Annotated in this window: 21 protein-coding genes; 10 read left to right on the forward strand and 11 right to left on the reverse strand. The window is 68.7% G+C overall.

Annotation, left to right across the window (positions count from 1 at the left end; translation table 11 throughout):
• Position 1 precedes the first annotated feature (1 nt).
• Positions 2–1240, reverse strand: coding sequence for a D-arabinono-1,4-lactone oxidase (locus EV138_RS08645; RefSeq protein ID WP_133977876.1), 1239 nt, complete (start codon positions 1238–1240; stop codon positions 2–4).
• Between the two features lie 78 nt (positions 1241–1318).
• Between EV138_RS08645 and EV138_RS08650 the strand changes: the two genes are divergently transcribed.
• Complete coding sequence (locus EV138_RS08650) at positions 1319–2134, forward strand: inositol monophosphatase family protein (protein ID WP_133977877.1); 816 nt, start codon at positions 1319–1321, stop codon at positions 2132–2134.
• Positions 2135–2168: 34 nt separating this feature from the next.
• A complete protein-coding gene (locus EV138_RS08655; protein WP_133977878.1) occupies positions 2169–3161 on the forward strand; it encodes a hypothetical protein in 993 nt (330 codons plus the stop codon).
• A gap of 49 nt (positions 3162–3210) precedes the next feature.
• Here the strand turns inward: EV138_RS08655 and EV138_RS08660 are convergent, their stop codons facing one another.
• Positions 3211–6780, reverse strand: a complete 3570-nt coding sequence (locus tag EV138_RS08660; RefSeq protein ID WP_166678532.1) for a glycoside hydrolase domain-containing protein — start codon at positions 6778–6780, stop codon at positions 3211–3213.
• Positions 6781–6936: 156 nt separating this feature from the next.
• Between EV138_RS08660 and EV138_RS08665 the strand changes: the two genes are divergently transcribed.
• A complete protein-coding gene (locus EV138_RS08665; RefSeq protein ID WP_133977880.1) occupies positions 6937–7983 on the forward strand; it encodes a hypothetical protein in 1047 nt (348 codons plus the stop codon).
• Here the strand turns inward: EV138_RS08665 and EV138_RS08670 are convergent.
• The 3 genes from EV138_RS08670 to EV138_RS08680 form a co-directional block, all read right to left on the reverse strand.
• Complete coding sequence (locus EV138_RS08670; protein WP_133977881.1) at positions 7980–9041, reverse strand: epoxide hydrolase family protein; 1062 nt, start codon at positions 9039–9041, stop codon at positions 7980–7982. The genes EV138_RS08665 and EV138_RS08670 overlap by 4 nt on opposite strands.
• Positions 9042–9117: 76 nt before the next feature.
• The gene (locus EV138_RS08675; protein WP_166678533.1) at positions 9118–9966 is read right to left on the reverse strand and encodes an SAM-dependent methyltransferase; all 849 of its coding nucleotides are present in this window, start codon (positions 9964–9966) and stop codon (positions 9118–9120) included.
• A gap of 128 nt (positions 9967–10094) precedes the next feature.
• A complete protein-coding gene (locus tag EV138_RS08680) occupies positions 10095–10637 on the reverse strand; it encodes an ester cyclase (protein WP_133977883.1) in 543 nt (180 codons plus the stop codon).
• A gap of 51 nt (positions 10638–10688) precedes the next feature.
• Between EV138_RS08680 and EV138_RS08685 the strand changes: the two genes are divergently transcribed.
• Complete coding sequence (locus tag EV138_RS08685; protein WP_238158020.1) at positions 10689–11330, forward strand: TetR/AcrR family transcriptional regulator; 642 nt, start codon at positions 10689–10691, stop codon at positions 11328–11330.
• Here the strand turns inward: EV138_RS08685 and EV138_RS08690 are convergent, their stop codons facing one another.
• Positions 11331–12092, reverse strand: a complete 762-nt coding sequence (locus EV138_RS08690; protein WP_238158021.1) for a sulfite exporter TauE/SafE family protein — start codon at positions 12090–12092, stop codon at positions 11331–11333. It lies immediately after the preceding gene.
• A gap of 65 nt (positions 12093–12157) precedes the next feature.
• Between EV138_RS08690 and EV138_RS08695 the strand changes: the two genes are divergently transcribed.
• From EV138_RS08695 to EV138_RS08705, 3 genes are all read left to right on the forward strand, one after another.
• A complete protein-coding gene (locus tag EV138_RS08695; RefSeq protein ID WP_133977885.1) occupies positions 12158–12736 on the forward strand; it encodes an isochorismatase family protein in 579 nt (192 codons plus the stop codon).
• A 150-nt stretch (positions 12737–12886) separates the two neighbouring features.
• Entirely contained in the window at positions 12887–13759 is an 873-nt protein-coding gene (locus EV138_RS08700) for a helix-turn-helix transcriptional regulator (protein ID WP_133977886.1), read from the forward strand.
• A 234-nt stretch (positions 13760–13993) separates the two neighbouring features.
• Positions 13994–15460: an MFS transporter gene (locus EV138_RS08705; RefSeq protein ID WP_133977887.1), complete on the forward strand. Its 1467-nt coding sequence runs from the start codon at positions 13994–13996 to the stop codon at positions 15458–15460.
• 22 nt (positions 15461–15482) lie between these two features.
• Here EV138_RS08705 and EV138_RS08710 read toward each other — a convergent pair whose 3' ends face one another.
• Entirely contained in the window at positions 15483–17345 is a 1863-nt protein-coding gene (locus EV138_RS08710) for a bifunctional metallophosphatase/5'-nucleotidase (protein WP_238158022.1), read from the reverse strand.
• An 81-nt stretch (positions 17346–17426) separates the two neighbouring features.
• Between EV138_RS08710 and EV138_RS08715 the strand changes: the two genes are divergently transcribed.
• Positions 17427–18185, forward strand: a complete 759-nt coding sequence (locus EV138_RS08715; protein ID WP_133977888.1) for a polysaccharide deacetylase family protein — start codon at positions 17427–17429, stop codon at positions 18183–18185.
• Here EV138_RS08715 and EV138_RS08720 read toward each other — a convergent pair.
• The 4 genes from EV138_RS08720 to EV138_RS08735 all read right to left on the reverse strand — a co-directional run bounded on the left by EV138_RS08720 (position 18174) and on the right by EV138_RS08735 (position 21874).
• Positions 18174–18794: a hypothetical protein gene (locus tag EV138_RS08720; RefSeq protein ID WP_133977889.1), complete on the reverse strand. Its 621-nt coding sequence runs from the start codon at positions 18792–18794 to the stop codon at positions 18174–18176. The genes EV138_RS08715 and EV138_RS08720 overlap by 12 nt on opposite strands.
• Positions 18795–18827: 33 nt before the next feature.
• Complete coding sequence (locus EV138_RS08725; RefSeq protein ID WP_133977890.1) at positions 18828–19721, reverse strand: hypothetical protein; 894 nt, start codon at positions 19719–19721, stop codon at positions 18828–18830.
• A gap of 29 nt (positions 19722–19750) precedes the next feature.
• Entirely contained in the window at positions 19751–20536 is a 786-nt protein-coding gene (locus EV138_RS08730; protein ID WP_133977891.1) for a L,D-transpeptidase, read from the reverse strand.
• 141 nt (positions 20537–20677) lie between these two features.
• Positions 20678–21874 (reverse strand): homogentisate 1,2-dioxygenase, encoded by a 1197-nt coding sequence (locus EV138_RS08735; protein WP_133977892.1) that lies wholly within the window; start codon positions 21872–21874, stop codon positions 20678–20680.
• Between the two features lie 73 nt (positions 21875–21947).
• On the opposite strand from EV138_RS08735, the gene EV138_RS08740 reads away from it, so the two are divergent.
• Positions 21948–22799 carry a hypothetical protein gene (locus EV138_RS08740; RefSeq protein WP_133977893.1) on the forward strand — a complete coding sequence of 284 codons (852 nt, stop codon included), beginning with the start codon at positions 21948–21950 and terminating at the stop codon, positions 22797–22799.
• Positions 22796–23995: a fumarylacetoacetase gene (fahA, locus tag EV138_RS08745; RefSeq protein WP_202866676.1), complete on the forward strand. Its 1200-nt coding sequence runs from the start codon at positions 22796–22798 to the stop codon at positions 23993–23995. The genes EV138_RS08740 and fahA overlap by 4 nt, the downstream gene beginning before the upstream one ends.
• The last annotated feature ends 59 nt before the right edge of the window (positions 23996–24054 follow it).

Below are 24054 nucleotides of genomic sequence, written 5' to 3' on the forward strand. Positions count from 1 at the left end.
GCTAGCGCGGCAGGTAGGTCTCCAGGTAGGCGTTGCGGAACTTGCCGGCCGGGTCGTACTTCGCCGTCAGCGCGGTGAAGTCGGGGACCTTGGGGTAGCAGTCCCGCAGTACGCCGGCGTCGGCGGTGAACACCTTGCCCCAGTGTGGGCGTGCGCCGAGCGGCAGCAGCTTCTCCTCAATCCGTTCGAGGACCGGGCGGACGGCCTGCTCGTCGCGGATCCAGGTGAAGTGCAGGGCGACCGTGTCCCTGCCCTGACTCGGGCTCAGCCAGAGCTCGTCGGCGGCGATCGTGCGGACCTCGGAGACCTGCAGCAGGCCGGCCATCTGGTTGCCCAGGGCCCGCAGTTCGGTGAACGCCTCGGCGGCGCGCTCCCGCGGTACGAAGTACTCCGACTGCAGCTCCTCGCCGTTGCTCGGGGTGAACTCCAGCCGGAAATGCGGCAGCCGCTCGTTCCACGGACCGCGGACACCGCCCTGCTCGGTGGCGAAGTCGGCCGGCATGCCCTTGATCGGGTGCCGCGCCCCGTCGGCGATCCGCGCCCCCAGCCACTCGGGCTCGAAGCTGGTGTCCTTCGACTTCCGCCACACCATCACGCCGGGGTCGACCCAGTCGGTGAACGCGCTCACCGAGTACGCCGTACCGAACACCTCGTCGAGATCCGTGCTCAACCGCTCGACCGGCAGGTCGTCGTAGACCACCTGGCTGATCTCGTACGCCGGTTCGAGGTCGAGCGTCATCCGCACCATCACCCCGAGCGCGCCGAGCGAGATCACCGCGCCGGCGAAGTCCGGATCGTCACGCTTCAGCTCGGCCAGTTCGCCATCGGCCCCGACGAAAACCATCCCGGAGACCGCGGCGGCCAGGGGTTTGTTGGTGTCGCCGGACCCGTGCGTCCCGGTCGCGCACGCACCGGCGACCGAGATGTGCGGGAGCGAGCCGAGGTTGTGCAGTGCGAACCCCTGAGCCTGGACGGCGGCCGTCACCTCGCCGTACCGCAGGCCGGCCGAGATGGTGACCGTCCTGGCCTCTTCGTCGATCTCCAGCACCTGGGGCAGATCGGCGACCGACACCAGCCGCCCCGGGCTGTCGGCGATCCGGTTGAACGAGTGCCCGCTGCCGAGCACCCGGACCTTGTCGTTCGCCGCGACGAGCTCCTGCAGTTCCTGCACCGACTCGGGTACGTCCAGCGTCTTCGCGCCGAACTCGATGTTGCCCGCCCAGTTGCGCAATCCAGTCATCCCGGCCGCCTCCCTGACTTGATCCTGACATGGTGACCCTAGGGTGTTGGTGACAACGCCCACACTCCAGGGAGCCCGATGCCCTCCTCCGATGCGGACCTCACGAGCTATTCGGCCGAGCTGTGCAGCGCTGCGGCCGAGGCGGCCCGGCTTGTCGCCGACGACCTGCGCGCGGCCTTCCGCGGCACGATGACCGTCGAGTTCAAGCGCGACCAGCACGACCCGGTGACCGAGCACGACCGTCGCGCCGAGGAAGCCATCACGAAGTCGCTCACCGCCCGCATCCCGGACAGCGGTGTCGTCGGCGAGGAGGACGGCGCCCAGCCGGGGACCGGGGGCGTCACCTGGTACGTCGACCCGATCGACGGTACGGCGAACTTCGCTCGCGGCCTGGCGTTCTGGTGTACGTCGATCGGAGCCGTCGTCGACGACCGGATCGTGGCCGGCGCGATCCTCGACCCGATGACCGGGGACCTGTTCACCGCCGACCTGTCCGGCGCCTGGCTGAACGGCGAGCCGATGCGGTCCACCGGCCACCGCGCCGAAGCCGAGGCGCTGCTGATCACCGGCTACCCGAGCGCGCGCGACGTGGCCACCGACGGCCCGGACGGACTGGCCCGCTTCGGCGACCTCGTCACGGCGTACGGGACCTTGCGCCGGTCGGGCAGTGCGGCGCTCAGCCTGGCGCACGTCGCGGCGGGCTGGATCGACGCGGCCATGGGCACCTCGGTGAACGCCTGGGACATCTGCGCCGGCCGCCTCATCGTCGAACAGTCCGGCGGTGTCTACCGCGGCTTCGGCGCCGACGGCTGGAACCAGCCCGGCTACGCCGCGTACACCGCGGACCTGGACCCGGTCGCACTGAACCGCTTCGTTGCCACCCTCACCGAATAAGGTCGGGCCGTCCGACGTTCTTCGAGAGGAACACATGAACATGCTTTCCCGTCGCCGGATGGCGATCGCGCTCGGTCTGGCCGGCGTACTGGCCACCGGAACGGCTGTCACGGTCGCGCTCACCGGTGGGTCCGGTGCGTCGCAGGCCGCCACGCAGAGCACGGCTGCCCTCCAGGCGATCAGTTGCAGCACGGCGACGGGAGGGAAGCCCTTCTACGACGGGCCGTCGGCCTCGAAGGTGTACGACGCCCGCTTCAGCAACAGCGCCGCGGTCCCGAACCTGTCGACCCACACCCCGCAGGGCATCGGCACCTGGTGGAACTGGGACGGCTCCAAGGACCTGCTGCTGGTCGCGGCCTACCGCACCGGCTCGAACTCGCAGATCATCGGCATCGACCCGGCCACCAACAAGACCGTCGGTGTGGTCGCGATCGCGCCGACGCACGGCGGCGGCATCACCACCAGCAACGGCTGGGCGTTCGTGCAGGGCGGCACCAACACGATCCGCAAGTACCGGCTGTCGGACCTCAAGGCCGGCCTGAAGAAAGCCGGTACGCCGTACGTCAAGGCCGTCGGCGCCGACCGGAAGGTGTACGGCGCGTCGTTCCTGACCAGCTATGGCGGCTACGTCTGGTCCGGCAAGTTCAACGACAAGGGCCGCGACAAGATGTACCAGTACAAGATCAACAGCAACGGCTCGCTGACCACGATCAACAAGGCGTGGGAGGTGCCGACCAAGACCCAGGGTCTGATGGTCACCGGCACCCACTTCGTCTTCAGCACCTCGTACGGCCGGACCAACCGCAGCAACCTGTACGTCGTCCGTCGCGGGCAGCCCGACCTCGACAAGGCGAAGCTGAGCTGCTTCCGCGCGCCGAGCATGTCCGAGGGCATCACCGAGTACGGCGGCCGCGCCTACCTGGTGTTCGAGTCCGGCTCGCACACCTACCGCTCGGACCCGAAGACCCTGAACGTCATCACGCACTTGCACAAGGCAACGATCTCCTCGCTCACCGGCCTGGCCTGATCGGTGCGGCCGGTCCTGACCACGGTCAGGACCGGCCGCGGCTCGTGAGCTACTTGTAGTCGACGCTGCCGCCCCAGTCGTTCTGGTGCCAGCCGTCCTCCGGCGTCCACCACCAGTGGTACAAGGTGTTCTTCGCGGATTCGGCGAACAGCTGGGTCTGGCCCTGGAAGACATAGGCGATCGGGTCGGAGTACGCCTGGCCGCCCTTGTCCTCCCACTTCACCAGGCCGGTCGCCTGGTCCCACCACCAGTGGTAGAGGGTGTTTCCGGGGCCGCGGGCAACCACATGTTGCTGCGCGCCCTGTTTGAAGGCGGCCGGTGCACCGACGAACCTGCCCGGTGCGCCGTTCCATTTCACCTGATGCAGGCCGTCGCCCGCGTCCCAGTACCAGTGGTAGAGCTGACCGTCGGCCGCCTGGGTGAAGATGTGCTGCTGGCCGTTCCAGGTGAACGCCGACGGCTCGGAGTACGCCTCACCACCCCAGTCGGCGAAGTGCGGTTCGTACTCGTCCGCGATCCACCACCAGTGGTAGAGGTGGTTGTTCGCGCCCCTGGCGACGACGTGCAACTGGTCGTTCCACGTGTAGACAGCCGGTCGGCCGACGATGGGCCCCGGTGCTCCCGACCAGGTGTCCAGCCGGAGCTTGCCGTCCGCCGGGTCCCACCACCAGTGCGACAGGGCCCCCGCGCTCGAAGCCGCGAAGATGTGCTGCTGTCCGCCCCAGGCCGTGGCCACCGGATCCGACGCGGCGTCGCCGGCCCAGTTCGCCAGGTGGGGCTGGCTCTCGCCGTTGATCCACCACCAGTGCAGCAGGTCGCCGTTCGCGTTCCGCGCCACCGCGTGCTGCTGGTCGTTCCAGGCATAGCCGGACGGCCTGCCGACGATCGGGCCGCCACCCCAGTCGGTGCTGACGGTTCCCTGGCCGCTGGACCAGTTCCACCGCCGCATCGTCTGCGTCGTCGACGGCGCGAACACCAGCTCCTGACCACTCCACTCGTAGCCGGCCGAGCCCGGGATGTCATCGGTCGCCAAGACGCTGCCGGTGCCGTAGACCTCCACGTCGTCGATGAACGTCTGGGTGCCGTCGGCCGTGCGGGTCTTGGTGAAGGTGAACCTGACGTACCGCGCCCTGGCCGGTGCGAAGTCGACGTCGTACCACCTCTTCCACATGCCGTTCACCGCCGACACCTGGCCGCGCCTGGTGAAGTTGACCCCGTCACCGCTGGTCGACACCGCCATCGCGTCGGCCTGCAACGCCGGATTGTCCTCGTAGGCGTGGATCCGGCCTCGCGCGACGGTCTGTACGACGCCGAGGTCGACCGTCACGTCGTACGAGTGTGCCGCGCCGTCGGCCGGTACGTCGTAGCCGAAGCTGCGCTTGTCCGCCTTGTCATGGGCGAGGACGCCGTCGGTCGCCTCCCGGCCGGCATCGCCGTAAGCACTGGCCGGCGCGACGGAGCGGGTATAACTCTTGCCTCCGGCAAGGTTCTGCTGGAGGTACCGGTCGGCGGTGACCTCGATCGAGGTGAGGCTCACCGCCGGAGCTCCCGCCGGTACGACGACCCGCAGGTATCTCGCCTTGCCGTTGATCCCGGCGAAGTACTCCGGATCGGTGGCGGTGGCCGTGGCGGCATCACTCCAGGTGGCGCCGTCGTAGGACAGTTGCACGCGGTAGTTCGCGGGCGCCGTACCGGACCAGGTCAGGTGCGCACCGGTGACCTTGGCCTGGCCGCCGAGGTCGACCTGGAGCCACTCGTCCTTGGTGTTACCGGCCGGCTGCCAACCCGTCGTACCGTCTCCGTCCACTGCCTTCGCCGGTTCCGATCCGGCGAGCTGGCTGGAGGCGGTCGCCGGACGGCCCGCTGCGGCGTCATCGGCGACCAGTGGTTTCCCGGCCGCGGCGTCGAGCATCATCGCGCGGATCCGCTGCATGTAGGCCGTGTCGAAGGTGTACTTGTCGCTGCGCTCGGCCAGGCTGCGGGCCAGCTCCTTGGCGACACCCGGCTTGGTCTTGCCCAGCAGGTTCATCACCTCCCAGTCCTCGATCCCGTCGCGCAACGACTCGTAGCGAGTGGTCACCTCGAGGGTGTTGCGGGCGACGTCGGGCTGCGTGATCCAGCCGTCCCCCTTCGGCTCCTGGTCGTCGAGCTTGTACTGCCAGTTGTTGTAGGCCCAGTGCAGGTACCCGGTCGCGCCCTTGGCGTAGGCGAGCCACATCGTCAGCCGCTGGTTCCACTGCGCCTGGTCGATGAACCTGTTCAGGTGCCCGCCGACCGGGATGTTGCAGTTGTAGAACCAGAGTTCCTTGCCCTTGGCAAGCTCCGCGTCGAACGGGGCCGGGTTGTTGGTGTAGGTGTGCAGATTCGGGATGACGATGTCCTCGTACTTCGCGATCGTCGGCGCCGACGCGTTGACCACGGCGTCGGCGATCCTGACACCCGGCCAGAGCGAGCGGATCTTGGCCGCGACGGCGATCCACTGCTGTTCGGACTCGCTGCCCTGCGGCTCGTCGGCGACGTGGTAGAACCACCGGTCGGACCAGCCCTTCGCCGCAACGTGGTCGCGCAACGCCGGGATGTACTGGTTCAGCCAGTTCTGGCCGGCCGCGGAGTCCCAGTCGACGTACACCTGACGAGCACCCGCCGTGGTCGACAAGGTCGCCGGCCTGTACTTCGGCGAGCCGCCCATCGGGTCGAAGCCCTCGATCCGCTTCACGGCGCCGTTGGTCTGGAAGTGCTCGATCACCTGGTCGAGCAGCGTCCAGTTGAAGGTGTACTTGCCGGTCGCGGCGTCGAGCGTGCTGCCGGCGTCGCGCAACAGGCCGATCACGGGCACCTGCACGCTGTTCCCGCGGTACCGCTTGGTGATCGCCGCCTGGTTGTCGAGCAACTGCCACCACTTCGCCGAGTACGGCTCGTACTTGTAGATCTCCCGGATCGTGTCCTTGATCGTCGCGTCCGGATGGACGATCGGGATCGTGCTCTGCCACATCACATTGGTGAAGGCGCCGTCTGCGGAGGGCGGGATCGTCACCGCGCGGGCGTTCACGCTCAGCTGCACCGGAATGTCGCCGGCGCTGGTGCGGACCGTCACCGTGCCGCGGTACGCGCCGCCCGCGGCTTCGGCCGGAACGTAGACGCGGATCCAGATCGACTGGGTCGTGTTGGCGGGAACCGACCGGCTGGTGTCGTTGAGCAACCGGTCCGGAAAATCGCCCGGGGCGTTGCGGATCGTCTGGGTCACCCGCTGCACGCCGTCGAAGGTCGAGTTGTGGTTCAGGTACTGGTACCCGACGAAGTTGTACGACAGGTTGGCCGCGGCGATCGCGTCCGACGGGCCGGCGAGGTCGGAGAACGTGACGCTGTTGACGGTGAACGCATCCGGACTCCGCAGGACGACCTGTCCCCCTTCGTAGTCGTTCCGTGCGGTGTCCAGGCGGATGACCTGGCCCGCGTCCGGCGAGGGTCCGCTGTCTTTGAAGACCGACGTGTACGCCGACTCTGTCCAGCTGTTCGGTGGCGCCGCGGCCAGCGCGACGGCACCGGCTCCAGACGGCACCACCAGGGCAGCGGCGGTCACCACCATCGCGGCCGCCAGAACGGTTCGTATCCAGCGCATCAGGCGCCTCCAAAGCTCGGCGGCACCGTCCTGTGGTCTCGAACGGCCACCGCAGCAGCCAGTCTCAGTTCCGGTCCAGAGGGGAACAATCCTTCCCATCAGGATCGAATCCGGCCGGCGAACTAGGGTTGAGGGGTCCACGTCCTAGGAGGAGCGTTGAGTTTTTCGAGGCCTGGCCCGAAGCGGGACGACGCGCTGTCGGCCGTGGTGGGCGGCAAGGGGCTGGAGTCCCGGCCCGGGCTGGTGGTGCCGGACGACTCCGGAACGCCGCTGATGGGTGCGGACGCGCAGACGAGTTCGGCTGGGCCGCCTGGGCGGGAACGTCTGCTGCAGCATGAGCAGAGCCGGTTGGCCGCGCTCAGTGCGGGTGACAAGAAGCTGGCCGATCACGCCTTGCGTGCGGTGATCGGCGATCTGGATGCTCTGCTCGCCTCCGCCGCGGCCGAACTGCGTGCTTCCGGTGGCGGCCGGCGGACCAAAAAGCAGGTGAAGAAGGCCGTTCCGCGCTTGGTCGCGATCGACGAACTCGGCTACCTGCCGCTGACCGACGTCGCCGACCTGCTGGAGCTCTCGCGAGCCGACGTCGACGACGTACTGGCTTCCCTGGCAGCGCGCGGCGAACTCAGTTCCGCCGACCGCGACCAGGCGCTGGCGCAACTGGCGAACCTGCGGACCAAGCTCCAGGAGATCGAGGTCAGCCGGGACCACTCGCTGCTCACCGACCTGATCGCGTTCATCGTCAAGATCGCCTTGCTGGTCTCGATTGCCGTCGCTTCGACCCCACTCGGCGCCCTCGCCGTCGGGGATTCGGTGCTCGCCGAGGCCGTCAAGACCGGCATCATCGCGCTCGTCGCCCTCGCCCTGCAGCAGGTCGTCGACGGCGCCCGCGAGCGGCGCGCCGCCGATGACCCGTACGCCGTCGCCCGGCGCGCCCGCGAGGAGCTCCTCGAAGAACTCACGCTGGCCAGGAATCTCACGAAAACCCCTGCCTACGAAGGCGAACACGTCATCCTGCGGTTCCGGCTGCAGGTCCGCTGCGCGAGCGCCCGGGTCTCCTCCCTCCCGCTGGAATGGCCCGACAAGGAGCAGTACTGGCTGATCCTCGACCAGATCGCGCTCGCACTCGACCACGACTCACCCAAGTCGCTGATCCTGATCCGCCGCAAACTCGAGGCCACTCCCGTTCCCGAGCGGGCGGACTAGAGCTTGCCGAAGAAGGCGCTCAGGTCACCGATCAGGTCGTCGGGTGCCGAGTGGGCGGCGAAATGGTTGCCGGTGGCAAATTCTGTCCAGCGGGTCAGGCCCGGGTGATCGCGCTCGGCCAGTGACCGGATCGTCCGGTAGTCGTTGGCGAACTGGGCAACCGCGAGGGGGACGTCGCCGGTCCTGAGGCGTCGGCCGGTGCGGGACGCTTCGTAGTACAGGCGCATCGACGAGGCGACCGTGCCGGTCAGCCAGTACGCCATCACGTTCGTGAGTACGAAGTCCAGGTCGTTCCAGCCGCGGTAGACGACGTTCATCCAGCCGAGCAGCCCGGCCGGCGAGTCGGCCAGCGCGTGCGCGAGAGTCTGTGGTTGCTGGGACTGCAGTACGTCGTACGCGCTCATGTTCTCGTGGTACCACTTGCGGTCCGCGACGACGCCCGGGTCGTCGAACTGTTCACCGGGTTCCGGTTCGGCGAAGACCTGGGTGACGTGCATGCCGATCACGTCGGCCGGGAAGCGCCGACCGAGTGCGAGGGTGACACTCGAGCCCCAGTCGTTGCCCACAGCACCGAACCGCTCGTACCCGAGTCGCTGCATCAGCGTGTGCCAGGCGCCGGCGATCCGGTCCAGATCCCAGCCGCGCTCCCGGGTCGGACCAGAAAAGGTGAACCCGGGCAGGGACGGTACGACGAGATGGAACCCCAGCTCGGTCAGCGGCTCGATCAGGTCCAGGAACTCGAACACCGACCCCGGCCATCCGTGCGTCAGGATCAACGGCATCGCACCCGGCCGCGGCGACCGCACATGCAGGAAGTGCACCCGCTGCCCGCCGATCTCCGTGCCGTACTGCGGGAAGGCGTTCAGCCGCGACTCCCACCGACGCCAGTCGTAGTGCTCCCGCCAATAGGCAACCTGCTCACGAACCAGCCCGACCGGTACGCCGTACTCCCAGTCGGTGCCGGGAATCTCGTCCGCCCACCGCACCCGCGCCAGCCGCTCCTGCACCTCGTCGAGCAACTCCTGCGCCACCGCCACCCGCTCCACCTCGACACTCATCCCGGTCTCCGATCGTTCGCTGCACCTTGTGCGAGCAACGTCGGAGCGCCGATCCGGGACCTGACATTTCGGCGGATCAGGGTTTGCGGGCTACTCCGCAGACGAGGAAGCGGCTGGCGGCGTCGCGGTAGTGGTCCGCGGGGGTGTCGTCGACCTCGATGCCCGGGCCGTGCCAGTCGAAGAGGCGGACCAGGCCGGGGTCGACCAGTTCGAGGTCGCCGAACAGGGTGGCGATCTCGGCCGGCGTCCGGAACCGCAGCGAGGGGAAGTGCGGCTGGAACTTCTCCTCGAAGGTCGCGGCCAGCGTCGCCGCCTCGCTCCCGTCCCGCGGGTTGCAGGCGTGGCTGATCGCGACACACGACCCGGACGGGAGGCGGTCCAGATACTCGGCCTGGTAGGCGACGACCTCGTCCAGGTCGCTGATGTGGTGCAGGACCAGCGCCTGGATCAGCCCGACCGGCCGGCTGAAGTCCAGCGTCTCCTTCACCGCCGGATCGGCGAGCACCTCGGCCGGCCTGGTGAAGTCGGCGGCGGCGAAGTCGGTGCGCTCGTTGTCCATCAGCAGCGCCCTGCCGTGCGCGATCACCGACGGGTCGTTGTCGACGTAGACCACCCTGGCCGCCGGGTTCTCGCTCTGGGCGATCTGATGGGTGTTCTGCGCCGTCGGCAGGCCGGCGCCGAGGTCGAGGTACTGGTCGATCCGCTGCTCGCGGGCCATCCACCCCACGGCCCGCTGGAGCCAGCGCCGGTTCTCCTTCGCCCACTCCGGGACCTCGGGCAGGATCTCCATGATCTGCCGGTAGACGACCCGGTCGCTCTCGTAGTTGTCCTTGCCGCCCAGAGCGAGGTCGTAGACGCGCGCCACGCTGGGCTTGGTGACGTCGATGACGGCGGACACATCGCGTCCCGCGGGGTTCGTCGTCACGCGCAGTTCCCCTCGATCGACGGTCGGTAGCAGTCCCCCAGAAGATTACCGTCCTGGAGTTCCACAAAACCCCCGACGCCTCCCACCCCCGCCAGGTTCTGAACGTAGTTCGAACATTCCCGCCCGTACTACGCGCCGGCGCGAGCCGCCCGCTTCGCCTTCGCCTTCGCTCGCGCCATCCGGGCCAGGTAGACCGGCGTCGGTGGGATCCAGCCGAGTTGGAGGGCGTGGCCCATGTCGTCACGGTTCGCCCAGTGCTCGATCACCTTGCCGTCCGCGACCCGGAACCAGTGCGACTGGGTCGTCGCGAAGGTCCGGCCGGTCGGCGGGAACACGGTGTCGATCTCCCCCTCGGCGGTGTACATCACCCAGGGCGCCATGTGCCGACCGTTCATCGTGGAATTGACCGCCACCAGATCCCCGTCGGCGATCGCATGGTGGATGTCGTAGTGGAGCCCGGCGAAGGCGGCCCGCAACCACAACGCGGTCGAGTAGAAGCACGCCGGCCCGGCCACGCGCGACGAGGGCGGCTGGATCTTGTTCTCGCGGTCGCGGGCCTCGGGGTGCACCACTTCCTCGAAGTCGGCGAACTCGCCGTCCGCCATGATCAGCACGCTGCGGACCGCGACGGACACCGGGTCGCTCGACACGACCGCAGGGTTGGTTCCCATGGCCCCTCCAATTGAGTACAGTTTAACTGTCTCCAATTAGTGTTGGATCGGATGATGACAGAAGTCAAGAGGACCTACGACGCGACGAACCGGCAGCAGCGCGCCCGGGAACGGCGGCGCGCCGTCGTCGCGGCCGCGCAGGAGTTGTTCGAGCGGGAAGGCTTCCGGGCGACGACGATCGCGGCGGTGGCCCGGGCGGCCGGCGTCTCGGCCGAGAGCATCTACAAGGGCTTCGGCACCAAGGCCGCATTGGCCAAGGCCGTCTTCGACTTCGTCGTCGCCGGCGACGACGAGCCCGTCCCGATGGCCGAGCGCCCCGAGGTCCAGGCGGTCCGCGCCGAGCCGGACCCCCGCCGGAAGCTCGCCCTGTACGCCGAAGGTCTCGCTCGCCGCCAGCATCGCTCGGCCAAGGTCCAACTCCTGATCCGCGACGGCCGGCACGTCGACGACACCCTCGAAGGGGTCTGGCAGAAACTGCTCGCCGAACGCCTGCACGGCATGACACTGCTGGCCGCCGACCTCCACGCCACCGGCCGGCTCCGGCCCGGCCTCGACGCGGACGAGGTGCGCGACCTCCTGTGGACCTACATCTCCGTCGAGCTCTACGAACTCCTCGTCCTCAACCGCGGCTGGCCCCTCCGCCGCTACACCACCTGGCTGACCAACGCCCTCGCCGCCGCCCTCTGCCCTTGATCAGAGCATGGTGACGGCTGTGGTCAGGCCTGCGGTGATGATGAGGATCCGCAGGAGGGTGGGTGGGAGGCGGCGGCCGAGATGGGCGCCGGCGTAGCCGCCGATGAGGGCGCCGGTCGCGAGGAGACCGGCGACGGCGAAGTCGACGTCGGCGACCAGGGCGAAGATCAGGCCGGCGACGACGTTCGCGACCAGCAGGGCGAGCGTCTTGAGCGCGTTCACGACCCGGAGGTCCAGGTCGAGGCCGAGACTGAGCACGGCCATCATCATCACGCCCGCCCCCGCCCCGAAGTACCCGCCGTAGACGCCGGTGAGCGCGGCGAACACGATCGTCCCGGGCGACAGCGCCGTACGCCGGCCGCCCGGCTCGTCGTTGCGGCGGAGCCATCGGCCGAGCCACGGCTGGACCCCGACGGTCAGGCAGGCGAGCACGATCAGCCACGGTACGGCGGCCTCGAACACCCCGGACGGCAAACACAGCAACAAGACAGCGCCGACCACCGCCCCCGACGTACAGGTGATCACCACGAACCACGCCAATCGCGGTCTCACCATCAGTTCACGGCGGTAGCCGAAAGATCCGCTCAGGCTGCCCGCGATCAGGCCGATCGTGTTCGACACGTTCGCGACCACGGGAGGCAGCCCGAGCGCGAGCAACACGGGGAAGCTCAGCAGCGACGCCACGCCGACCGTGGAGGTCAGCACGCCCGCTCCGAACCCGGCCGCGACGACCGCAAACTGCTGCATCCCCGTGAGCTCCACTTCACCCAGCCTAGGGAGTCGGGCTTGTACCGTGAGGGGCAGGACACCGGCGAAGGAGCGTTGCGATGGCTCGGGCGTTGATTGTGGTGGATGTGCAGAACGACTTCTGCGAAGGCGGCAGCCTGGCGGTCGGCGGCGGGGCGGATGTGGCTTTCAGGATCGGCACCCTGCTGCACGAGTGGCACGAGGCCGAGCCGGGCGAGCACAAGTACTCTTACGTCGTGGCCACCCGGGATCACCACGTCGACCCGGGCGACCACTTCTCGGCGACGCCCGACTTCGTGAACTCCTGGCCGCGGCACTGCGTCGCCGGCACCGACGGCGTCGGCTTCCACCCGAATCTCGACCCGCAGCCGTTCGACGCGATCTTCGACAAGGGCGAGTATGCCGCGGCGTACTCCGGCTTCGAAGGCAAGTCCCAGGAGGGCGCCGGCCTGGCCGCCTGGTTGCGGGACAAGGGCGTCACCGAGGTGGACGTCTGCGGTATCGCCACCGACTACTGCGTCCGCGCCACCGCCCTCGACGCCAACAACGAAGGCTTCCGTACGACGGTGCTGGCCGGCCTCACCGCCGGGGTCGCCCCGGCCAGCACCCAACAAGCCCTCCTCGACCTCCGCGCCGCCGGCGTCACGGTCACCACCTGAGACAACTTGCCTGCGGCAACCGGCGACGGCGACCGTGGTCACGACCGTCCACAGGGACCTGGTCGGTAGGGCGTGCTGGGGTTGTCCGAGCGTTTGCCTTGTACTGGCAGGGTCAGGCTGGGGCCGCCGCGCCCGGGCATACTGGCCGTTATGGAGAGACCTGCTGAATTGGGCGAATTCCTCCGCACGCGGCGCGCACGGCTGCAGCCGTCAGCCGTCGGCCTGACCTCCTACGGCGCGCGCCGGGTCCCCGGTCTGCGCCGGGAGGAACTGGCCCAGCTGGCCGGCGTCAGCGTCGCCTACTACACCCGGCTCGAGCAGGGCCAGAGCCAGAACGCCTCCGACGACGTCCTCGACGCCATCGCCCGCGCCCTGCAACTCAGCGACGACGAGACGACACACCTGCGCAATCTCGCCCGGCCGACCCGCCGCCAACGCCGTACGCCGGGCAGGCCCGAGACCGCGCGACCGGCGACCAGGCAGCTGATCGAGGCCATCGACGGGATCGCGGCCGTGGTGATGGACCGGCGCAGCGACGTGCTGGCCTGGAACGACCTGGGCCACCAACTGCTGGCGGGCCACTACGAGGCCGACAGCCCGTACTCCGCGGAGACCCGGCCCAATCTGACCAGGATGCTGTTCCTCGACCCGCACACGCGGGAGCTCTACGCGCGCTGGGACGAGGAGGCGAAGCGATCGGTCGCGTCGTTGCGACTGATCGCGGGCCGGCATCCGAACGACCTGCACCTGGCCGAGCTGATCGGTGAGCTCTCGATGAAGAGCAGCGAGTTCACCGAACTCTGGTCGCGGCACCCGGTGGTCAACTGCACCTTCGGCACGAAGCAGTTCCAGCACCCGGCCGTCGGTCGGCTCGAGCTCTCCTTCGAAGTCGCCCAGCTCCCCGACGACTCGGCGCACCGCATCCTGATGTACAGCGCCCAGCCCGGTACGCCGTCCGATGCCGCGCTGCGGTTGCTCCCGGCAGGCAGGCATGAGGTGGACTCCTCCCCCAGGCGGCCCTGATCAGGCCAGTTCGTTGGACCGCTTGTGGCGGGAGTAGTCGGTTGTGCCGGCTGTCGGCCATGTCGTTGTCCGGGTAGTCGGGGCAGCGCGCGTCCGCGCCCGTGACTCCAGAACGTCTGGCTGTCCCTAGGAGTGGTACGCAAGCCGGTGGTGGGCAGGACAGGGGCCTGGTTGGTCGGTGCCGGGGCCGGGATCGTGCAGGTAGGAGCAAGTCCGACAGAGAGGATCACCTGCATGTCCACCGTTGAAGAAGGCACCCCGCCCGACCTCGACACCGTGAGCGTTCCCGGCGCCCAACTGACGGGCCGGCAGCGGCTGGCGCTGGTGTTGTTGCTGACGGCGAGTTTCACCCTCGCCGTCGACTTCTCGATCCTGAACGTCACGCTGCCTACGATCGGCGCCGACGTCGGCTTCACCCTGCAGAACCTGCAGTGGATCGCCACGGCGTTCGCCCTCTGCGCCGCGGGCTTCACCCTGTTGTTCGGCCGGGTCGCCGATCTCTTCGGCCGCCGCCGGCTGTTCCTGACCGGGATGGCGCTGCTCGGCGTTGCCTCACTCGTCGGCGGGATCTCCACCTCGCCGGCGATGTTGCTCTCGGCCCGGGTCGCTCAGGGCCTGGCGACCGCCGCGGTCACTCCGGCCGCGCTGTCGTTGCTGACCACTTCCTTCCCGGAGGGCAGGCTGCGGGAGAAGGCGCTCGGCCTGAACGGCGCGCTGATGGCGGCGGGCTTCACCACCGGCGCGATCCTCGGTGGTGTGCTCACCGACCTGCTGAGCTGGCGCTGGGCCTTCTTCATCAACGTCCCGGTCGCCGTCGGCGTCCTGGTGCTCGCCCCGATGGCGCTGTCGGAGAGCCGCCCGGCCGAGCGGCCGAAGCTCGACGTACCGGGTGCGGTCTCGGTGACGCTGGGGCTGCTCGCGGTCGTGTTCGGCCTGACCAGGGCCGGCGAGACGTCCTGGACCGATTCGGCCGCCCTCGGCTCGCTGGTCGCCGGCGTCGTCCTGCTGGCCGTCTTCTGGGTCGTCGAGCAGAAGGTCGCGGCGCCGCTGGTACCGGTCGCGATCCTGCGCCGGGCGAACGTCGGCTGGGGCAACTTCGCCGGCCTGCTGGCCTTCGTCACCGAGACCTCGCTGGTCTTCCTGCTCACCCTGTACCTGCAGAAGACACTCGGCTTCACCCCGCTCGCGGCGGGACTGTCCTTCGCCGTCCTCGGAGCGGGCACCGTGATCGGCGGCATGATCGCGCCTCGCGTGATCGGCCGCGCCGGCGCGAAGAGCGCGATCGTGATCGGATTCCTGCTCCAGGCCATCGCCACCCTTTCGCTGGTGCTGCTGGGCCAGGACCCGGCCTGGATGACGTTACTGCTGGTCGCGACCTTCGTCGGCGGTGTCGCCAACCTGATCGCGATCGTCGGCTTCATGGTCACCGCGACCACCGGCCTGCCGGACGCCGAGCAGGGCCTGGCGACAGGCCTGGCCACGATGAGCCAGCAGGTCGGTATCACGATGGGCATCCCGATCATGAGTGCGATCGCCACCGCCCGGGTCAACTCGCTCGGCGGCGAGAACCCGGCCACGGTCCTCAGCGGCATCACCACCGCGATCTGGGTCAACACCGGGCTCTGCCTGATCGCTGCCGCGCTGGTCGCCGTGTTCCTGCGGCGAGGCAGGTCCACCAGCGCGGCCGCGACAATCCACTGAGCGTGGCGGCCTACTGACTTGCTCAGGCGGTGACCACGATCGGGGCGCCGTTGGAGGTGAGGGACCAGTCGGTGGTGTGGAAGGTGGACGGGTTGACCTCGCCGGTGGCGGTGACGTAGTCGATCATCAACTGGCGGATCTCCACCTGGCGGTTGTAGACGACCGGGGCTGTCTTGACGTGCGGGAAGTTGCCGCCGCCGGACTGGCGGTAGTTGTTCACCGCGACGACGAACTGCTGATCGGCCGTCACCGGCGCACCGCCGTACGTCAGACCGGTGATCCTTGATCCGGCCGGCTTGGCGATGTCGATGGTGTAGGCGAGCGGCTTGGTGAGGCCGCCCATGATGTCGTAGTTGTAGTCGGGCGTGCCGTTCGGCGCCGTCGGCGTCACCGCGTTCGTCACCTGGTCGGCCTGGAACGGGCCGGGACCACTGACCTGCTTGAAGTACGACGCGGAGAACTCCAGGTAGTCGGTGATCTGAGCGCCCGTCATCGTCACCGCGAGGAGGGTGTTGTCGAAGATGTACAGCCCCGCCACGTCGCGCACGGAGACGTCACCGGCCGGGATCGCCGCCGCACGGTTGAACGGTGCCGCGATGGCCAGCACAGGCAGCGCGGCCTGCGGCGTACCGGCGAGTGCCTTGCTGACGGCGTCGGCCTGGATGAAGTTGACGAAGTCGAGCGCCGCGGTGTCCTCCCAGGGCGCGGTCGCCGCGGACATCGCCTCGGTACAGGTACCGATCTTCGCGTTCACATAGCCGATGACCTTGTCGTGATCGGCCTGCAGCAGGCTGATGACGTGCGGGTCGGCCTCGACGGTGTTGGCGTTCAGCACCTGGCTGTGCCGGCCGACGACCTTCCAGCAACCGTGCTGCTTCTGCAGGTCGAGGTCGATCAGCGACAGCCGCATACCCCACTTGAGCGGCTCGGTCAGCACGACCTGCTGCCCGGTGACCTTGTTGGTGACGAGCCGCTCCGGAATCTCCAGGTGCGCGTGCCCGACCAGTACGGCGTCGATGCCAGGGACCGTCTCCGCCATCAGCACCGAGGCGTTCTCCGGCACCGGCAACGCGTCGCCGTACGACGAGGAGAGGTCCATCCCCGAGTGCGCCGCCACGATCACCACGTCCGCACCGGCCGCGCGGACCCGCGGCACCCACAGCTTGGCCAGCTCGACGATCCCGCCGAACTTGATCTTGTTCTCGACGTTCGCCTTGTCCCAGATCGCGATGCCGGGGTTGGTCAGACCGAGGATGCCGACCGTGATCGGCCGCTCGCCCGGCACGTGCACACGCTTCAGCACGTACGGCGGGAAGACCGGCAACCCGGTGCTCCAGTCCTGCGCGTTCGCACCGAGCAGCGGGAACTTCAGCTGCTGCTGGAACTTCCGCAGGATGTCGAGCCCGTAGTTGAACTCGTGGTTGCCGAGCGCGGCGGCGTCGTACCCGATCGCGTTCATCGCGGCCGCCATCGGGTGGACGTGACCGCCGGTGATCGGCTGGATCTTGGCGAAGTAGTAGGCGAGCGGGGTGCCCTGGATGGTGTCACCGGCGTCGAGCATCAACGGGGCCGGCGTACGGCGCTCGGCCGCGATCCGCTCGCGGACCGCCTTGACCAGGGTGGAGATCTTGGCCAGCCCGATGTCGTTGTGCGCGGTGTCGTCGTACTCGGCGTTCTTGAAGTAGTCCCAGTTGAAGACGTTGCCGTGCAGGTCGGTGGTGCCCATCACGCTCAGCCGGATCGTTTTCGGCTGGTGGCCGGGCGTACCGGCGTACGCGGGGACTGCCTGGAAGCCGGCCGCGGCGAGTGCCGTCGCGGCGGCGCCCCCGATCACCGTGCGCCTGCCGATCGTCGAAGAGTCACCGTTGTCCATGTTCTGCCTCACGCGTCGTTGGGTTGTGGCTTCCAGCACGATACGGCCCGGCTGATTTTCCGATGGCCCTGCCCACGGGAGAGGATGCAATCCATGACCTTGCCGCCCGGCAAACTCCTGTTCGCCGCCGTTCTCCTCTTCTCCGCCGTCCTCTCCCAGGCCGCGCGACCGGCCGAGCACCCGTCCGTACAGGCCGCCCCGTCCGTCCGCCCCGTCGCCCACGCCTCACTCACGCTCCCGGTCGACCAGCGAGTGAAGCCAGCGACCCGCAAGAACCAGCGCGTCAGCCAGCCCGGCTGGGACCTGAGCACGCACGGCGCGAAGGCCCTCTACCTGACCTTCGACGACGGACCGCACCCGATCTACACGCCGCAGGTGCTGAGCGTCCTGGCCAGGCACCACGCCCTGGCCACCTTCTTCGTGCTCGGCCGCGAGGTCGCCGCGCACCCGCAACTGGTCGAGACGACCCGGGCCGCGGGGCACCACATCGGCAACCACACCTGGGACCACCCGATGCTCACCCACCTGACCGAGGCCCGGATCCGGCAGGAGATCTCCAGCGGGGTGAAGTCGCGCTGCTTCCGGCCGCCCTACCGGGACACGAACAAGGTGGTGGCGGCGATCGCCGCGTCGTACCACTTCCACCAGATCCTCTGGGACGTCGACACCAACGACTGGAAGAAGCCCGGCGCTGCCGCGATCGAACGCGCGATCCTGCGCGGAGCCCGCCCCGGCGCGATCATCTTGATGCACGACGGCGGCGGCAACCGCACGCAGACCGTCGCCGCCCTCGACCGAGCGCTGACGAAGCTGTCCGCCCAGGGCTACTCGTTCCGCCCCTTACCCTGTTGAGACGCCTGCCTTGCCGTCGGAGAAGTGCTTCAGGGCTTGGTCGATGACGTGCAGCGGCTGATCCAGGGCCTTGACCAGATACAGCCCGGTCGGCTTCAGTAACGGGCTCGGCTTGACCAGCGCCCTGACCGCCGGCTGATCCAGCCCGCGTACTCCGGCCGTGGTGGCCGCGATCCCCGGCGCCAGCTCCAGTTGCAGCACGAACTGCCCGAACACCTTCTCCTGCTTGAATCCGCGAATGGTGGCCCAAGGCAACGACACCGGGTACGGCGCGCCGTCGCACGCCAGCTCCAGGCCCTTCGCCGACATCCGGAACGCCACCGGCGGCAGTTCGTACTGGGCATTCCAGCGCCGCCGCTCAGCGTCCAGCCGCAGCGCCTGCGCCGTACTGGCCACCAGCGGCAGCATGCTCGCCATCAGCAGCAACGCGAACGGCCACAGCCCCGAGCCGCGGAACGCGAGCAGCGCGTACACCGCCACAACGATGCCCACGGCACCGATCCCGACGGTGATCCAGGCGCCGCGCCGAAGCCCTCGCCGCACCACCTCCCGCCGCGCGAGCACCGCGTCCCGATCGATGCCCACGACGAACGCCTGCTCCGCTTCCATCCCCCAAGCCTCTCAGCCGACAGGGGCGCGCGATCAGCCGGTGACGGCGTGGTGGGTCTTGACCGGCTTCGGCACCGGGGCCGGCGGAACGTTGCCCGGCTCGGTCGGCTGCGGGATCGTCGGCTGGTGCGTCGGCTTCGGCGTGGGCTTCGCGGCCGGCTTGGCGCAGGTCGCGGAGGCGAGCTTGATCACTTCGGCGCCGTTTCCGAGGTCGATCGTCAACGCGGTGATCGTGAACGAGCCGTCCGAACCCTTCGTCTGCTCGTTCACCGTGATCTTGGCCAGCGGTGCCGCCGGGATCACCACGCTCTGCTTCGTGCTCGGAACGGCGATCTTCTGCCCGAGCAGCGTCAGCGAACCGATGTCGACCGCACCCGAATCACCCGTGCAGTAGACATTCACGCTGTCGATCGCCAGCAACGAACTCGGCGGCGTCAGCAGCAGGTTGCACAGGTCCGGCAGGTTCTTGACCGGCAGATCCTTCGTACTCAGCTTCGGCAGCGGCAACCCGAGATCCGGCAACGGCAACTCCGGGATCGGCAGATCGCCCGCGCCGGTCGCCGGCAACGTGGCGCACTTCTGTTTGAGCTCCGGCGGGATCTTGATCTGCTTGAGCAGGTCCGGCCCGACGGTGAGGTCGAAGAGTTCGACCGAGGCCGAGTCGTTTCCAGCGGAGACGTTCCCGGCCCGTAGCGCGATCAACGGGTTCTGCGGCAACTCGAGCGCCGCCGAGGTGTGCCGCTTCCCGTCCGGCGACTCGACGTACGGGGTCTTCGCCACCGGGACCTGTCCGGTCGCGGTGATCCCGTACGCCGACGAGGGCGTGCTGGCCGCAGTACCGGCTGGAGCGCTGGCAACCAGGCTGAACGTCACCACGCCGGCCACCGCCGCGATGGTCAGGACGGTCGGTCCGAAGTGTCGTCGCATCTGCGCGTTCCTCACGTTGTCACCTGCTGTCACTTGCTATCGATCAGGACGAGGGTGCCGAGCGGCACCCGCTGAAGCTTGGCGAGCGCCGTACGAGGTACTCGCACGCAGCCGGCGCTGATGGCTGCCCCGAACACGTCCGGCCGCGGCCAGCCGTGGATCGCCACGGTGCCCGGCCCGCCGCCGAAGGTGTCCAGGGTGGGACTGTGCGCGCCCAGCGGGAGCACCACCGGGGAGGCGGAGCGCGTCTTGTCGATGATGGAGCCGAGCAGGAAGGTCCGCCCGGGCGGCGTCGGGGTCGCCTTCGCGCCCACCCCGGCCTTCCATTCGCCGAGCCGCTTGCCTTGCTCGAACAACTCGATGGTCCGCGAACCGGTGTGCACGCGGATCTGGTACGCCGACGCCGCGCGATCCAGGTCCTCGTCCTGCAACCAGCCGGTCGACCGGTTCGGCCGCGACGGCAGCAGCACCCGCACCCACCCGTCAGCCTTCTCCACCACCGGCAGCCAGGTCGCCCCGAACTGATTCGGGGCGATCTTCGCGAACGCCTCCGCATCGGGCGCGGTGTAGAGCGCGGCCTCGGCCCGCGGATGGACGACGAGACCGTCGGTCCCCGCGTAAGGCTCCGGATCCAGCGGCGCGGACGCGATCGTCGTCTGCGTCGAGGACGCAGTCAGCGTGCTCAGGTCAACCGGCGGCAGCTCGTCGTGCTTGTTCCCCAGCACTCCAGCAACCGCCACCCCACCGAGCAACACGAGCACAGCCAGGGCCCCGATCGACCCACCACCCCGCTCACTCACCCGCGACCTACGCATCCGCCATGCTCCCCGTGACCTCACCACATGCCTGTCCGACGACGACAATAAGCCGTTCCGGACTAGCACGCCATGGCTAGTGACCCATGAGTAGTATTTTCTTCACCACTCCGAGTGACAACGCGCTGCCTTGGCTGGAAGTCAGAGGCGTCGACCCGCCCAGGTCCAGGCGTAGATGCCGTCGTCGACCGTGGTGCCGCCTTCGCCTAGTTCCAGGGGGCGGAAGGTGTCGACCATGACGGCCAGTTCTTCGAAGCGGTCGGCGCCCAGGGAGGCTTCGATGGCTGCGGGTTGGGGGCCGTGGGCGTAGCCGCCGGGGTGGAGGGAGATGGAGCCGAGGCCGATACCCGATCCCTTGCGCGCCTCGTAGTCGCCGCCGCAGTAGAACATGACCTCGTCGGAGTCCACGTTCGAGTGGTAGTACGGCACCGGCACCGACAGCGGGTGGTAGTCCACCTTGCGCGGCACGAAGTTGCAGATGACGAAGTTGTTGCCCTCGAACACCTGGTGCACGGGCGGCGGCTGGTGGATGCGGCCCGTGATCGGTTCGAAGTTGCTCACATTGAACGTGTACGGATACAGGCACCCGTCCCAGCCGACCACATCGAAGGGATGCGTCGCATACGTCATCCGGCTGCCGACGATCCCGGCCGCGCCGTGGCCGCGATGCTTCACCAGCACCTCGACATCGTTGCCCTCGACAACGAAGACCGACGCGGGCGTGACCAGATCGCGTTCGCAGTACGGCGAATGTTCGAGGAACTGCCCGTAGCGGCTGAGGTACCGCTTCGGTGGCGCGATGTGGCTGTTGGCCTCGATGCAGTACGCCGAAACCCCGTCCGGCCCGGGCAGCCATCGATGCGTCGTCGCGCGCGGGATCAGCACGTAGTCGCCCTCGGCGGCCTCGAGTACGCCGAAGACCGTCTCGACCGTCGCCGAACCCTTCTCGACGTACACACACTCGTCGCCGATCGCGTTCCGATAGTACGGCGACGGCTGACCGGCCACGACGTACGAGATCCGGACGTCGCCGTTGCCCAGCACGAGCCGCCGTTGCTCGACCACGTTGGCCGCGGCGGCCGCCTCGGGGGCGAACAGGTCGTGCAGTTTGAGGTGCCGCGGCGTCAGCGGGTGGTTCGGCGTCGTGGCCAGGTCGGGCAGGTCCCACACCTGGGAGTCGACGATCGCCGATGGCACCCCGGAGTGGTAGAGCAGTGACGAGTCCGACGAGAACCCCTCCTCGCCCATCAGTTCCTCGTAGTACAGCCCGCCGTCCGGTTTGCGGAACTGGGTGTGCCGCTTCGGCGGAACCTGCCCGACCTGCCGGTAGAACACCATGACCCCATCCAGTCTAGTACGTTTATCGGACATGTGTGTCCGCTTACCGAAAGCATCCGTTAGGCTCGGAGCCATGTCAACCATCCCTGCCCTGTTCCGGCACCTGGTCGACGACGCTGCGATGTTCCCGCCCGGGGAGTTGCCCCTGGCCGCAGCGGTGGCCGCGCACCGGGAGCACCGCCAGGCGGAGTACGCCGACCTGGTCGGCCCCTTCGTCTGCACCGACGAGGACCTGATGAAGGTCGCCGCCGAGGCCCGCGCGAGCGGCGGGCCACTCGAGGTCTCCGTCGTGATCACGGGCGGAGCCGGCGGCATCGAGCCCGCCGTCCGGTACGGCGATCGCTCGGCCGACCTGGTCGTCAAGGCGATCGAGGTCCGCCTGCGCGCCGAGGACGACCTGTCCCGCAACGCGCTCCGGGTAGTCCGCGCCTGCGACGACTGCCTGGACGAGGAGAACGCCTTCGTCGAGATCGGGCTGGACGGCGCCTGGGAGCGAGCGCTCGACGTCGTCGCCGACGCCGGGTACGCCGCGAAACTGCGGACCGGCGGGCTGGACCCCTCGCTGTTCCCGACGGCCGAACAGGTTGCAGCCTTCATCACGGCCTGCCTGGATCGCGAGGTCGCCTTCAAGTGCACGGCCGGCCTGCACAACGCAGTACGCCACACGGCGGCCGACACCGGATTCGAGCATCACGGGTTCTTGAATGTGCTGCTTGCTACCCGGGCGTCGCTGGACGGTTCGAGCCAGGACGAGTTGGCCGCGCTGCTGGAGACGCGCGACGGTGGAACCCTTGCCGCCAAGGCGCTCGAGTTGTCCGAGGAGCAGGCCGTGAGTACGCGGCGATGGTTCACCTCGTTCGGTTCCTGCAGCATCGACGAACCCCGCCACGACCTGACCGCACTAGGCCTGCTGGAGGCGAAGTGACCTGGATCGACATCGCAGCGAACTCACCGTTCGGGCCCGCGAACCTGCCGCTCGGCATCTTCCGGACCGGCGACGAGGCACCAAGAGTGGGCGCAGCGATCGGCGATCAGCTCATCGACCTGGCACCGCTCGCCGCCGAGCGGCTACCGGACGTCGCGCCGGCATTCACCGGGCAGTCGCTCAACGCGTTCCTCGCTCTCGGCCGCCCGGCCTGGCAGGCGACCCGCGAGTGGCTACTGGACCTGGTCGGCGACGAAGCCAACAGGACAGCCGTCGAGCCGCACCTGATCCGGTTGGATGCGGTGACGATGCTACTGCCGTTCGAGGTCGCCGACTATGTCGACTTCTACGCCTCGGAGCACCACGCGTCCAACGTGGGCAGGCTGTTCCGGCCCGACGCGGAACCCCTGCTGCCGAACTGGAAACACCTCCCGGTGGGCTACCACGGCAGGGCCGGCACAGTAGTTGCCAGCGGCACCGACATCGTCCGGCCGAGCGGCCAGCGCAAGGCGCCCGCGGACGAAGCACCGACGTACGGGCCGTCGCAGCGCCTCGACATCGAGGTCGAACTCGGGTACGTCGTCGGTACGCCGTCCGCCCTCGGCAGCCGCGTCTCCGTGGACGATTTCAAGGACCACGTGTACGGCGTGGTACTCGTCAACGACTGGTCGGCAAGGGACATCCAGGCGTGGGAGTACGTCCCGCTCGGTCCCTTCCTCGGCAAGTCGTTCGCCACCTCGATCTCGCCCTGGGTGGTCTCACTGGATGCGCTCGAAGCCGCCGAGGTGCCGCTCGGCAAGCAGGAACCGGCCGTGCTGCCGTATCTCGCCGGTGAACTGACGAACCTGAACATCACCTTCGAGGTGCGCTGGAACGGCCAACTGGTCAGCAGCCCGCCGTACCAGGAGATGTACTGGTCCCCCGCCCAGATGCTCGCGCACCTGTCGGTCAACGGCGCCTCCGTGCGGACCGGCGACCTGTTCGCCTCCGGCACGGTCAGCGGCGCCGAGAAGAACCAGCGCGGCTCGTTCCTCGAACTCAGCTGGGGCGGCCGCGAGCCGGTCACGGTCAACGGCGAGCAGCGCACCTTCCTCGAAGACGGCGACGAGGTCACCATCACCGGCTGGGCCGCCACCCCCGACGGCACCCGCATCGGCCTCGGCGACGTGACGGGCAGGATCCTCCCCGCCGCCTGATCCCCACCAGCCGCCTGCGTCCACCGATCAGGACGCAGGCGGCTTCGTGCTGGCTAAAC

Origin of the sequence: Kribbella voronezhensis, from assembly GCF_004365175.1 — a bacterium.
Taxonomy (GTDB): domain Bacteria; phylum Actinomycetota; class Actinomycetes; order Propionibacteriales; family Kribbellaceae; genus Kribbella; species Kribbella voronezhensis.

Bases quoted from the DNA above. Each gene is read 5' to 3' on its own strand.
- EV138_RS08645 (WP_133977876.1), bottom strand. From the start codon at position 1,240: ATGACTGGATTGCGCAACTGGGCGGGCAACATCGAGTTCGGCGCGAAG.
- EV138_RS08650 (WP_133977877.1), top strand. From the start codon at position 1,319: ATGCCCTCCTCCGATGCGGACCTCACGAGCTATTCGGCCGAGCTGTGC.
- EV138_RS08655 (WP_133977878.1), top strand. From the start codon at position 2,169: ATGAACATGCTTTCCCGTCGCCGGATGGCGATCGCGCTCGGTCTGGCC.
- EV138_RS08660 (WP_166678532.1), bottom strand. From the start codon at position 6,780: ATGCGCTGGATACGAACCGTTCTGGCGGCCGCGATGGTGGTGACCGCC.
- EV138_RS08670 (WP_133977881.1), bottom strand. From the start codon at position 9,041: ATGAGTGTCGAGGTGGAGCGGGTGGCGGTGGCGCAGGAGTTGCTCGAC.
- EV138_RS08680 (WP_133977883.1), bottom strand. From the start codon at position 10,637: ATGGGAACCAACCCTGCGGTCGTGTCGAGCGACCCGGTGTCCGTCGCG.
- EV138_RS08685 (WP_238158020.1), top strand. From the start codon at position 10,689: ATGATGACAGAAGTCAAGAGGACCTACGACGCGACGAACCGGCAGCAG.
- EV138_RS08695 (WP_133977885.1), top strand. From the start codon at position 12,158: ATGGCTCGGGCGTTGATTGTGGTGGATGTGCAGAACGACTTCTGCGAA.
- EV138_RS08700 (WP_133977886.1), top strand. From the start codon at position 12,887: ATGGAGAGACCTGCTGAATTGGGCGAATTCCTCCGCACGCGGCGCGCA.
- EV138_RS08705 (WP_133977887.1), top strand. From the start codon at position 13,994: ATGTCCACCGTTGAAGAAGGCACCCCGCCCGACCTCGACACCGTGAGC.
- EV138_RS08715 (WP_133977888.1), top strand. From the start codon at position 17,427: ATGACCTTGCCGCCCGGCAAACTCCTGTTCGCCGCCGTTCTCCTCTTC.
- EV138_RS08720 (WP_133977889.1), bottom strand. From the start codon at position 18,794: ATGGAAGCGGAGCAGGCGTTCGTCGTGGGCATCGATCGGGACGCGGTG.
- EV138_RS08725 (WP_133977890.1), bottom strand. From the start codon at position 19,721: ATGCGACGACACTTCGGACCGACCGTCCTGACCATCGCGGCGGTGGCC.
- EV138_RS08730 (WP_133977891.1), bottom strand. From the start codon at position 20,536: ATGCGTAGGTCGCGGGTGAGTGAGCGGGGTGGTGGGTCGATCGGGGCC.
- EV138_RS08735 (WP_133977892.1), bottom strand. From the start codon at position 21,874: ATGGTGTTCTACCGGCAGGTCGGGCAGGTTCCGCCGAAGCGGCACACC.
- EV138_RS08740 (WP_133977893.1), top strand. From the start codon at position 21,948: ATGTCAACCATCCCTGCCCTGTTCCGGCACCTGGTCGACGACGCTGCG.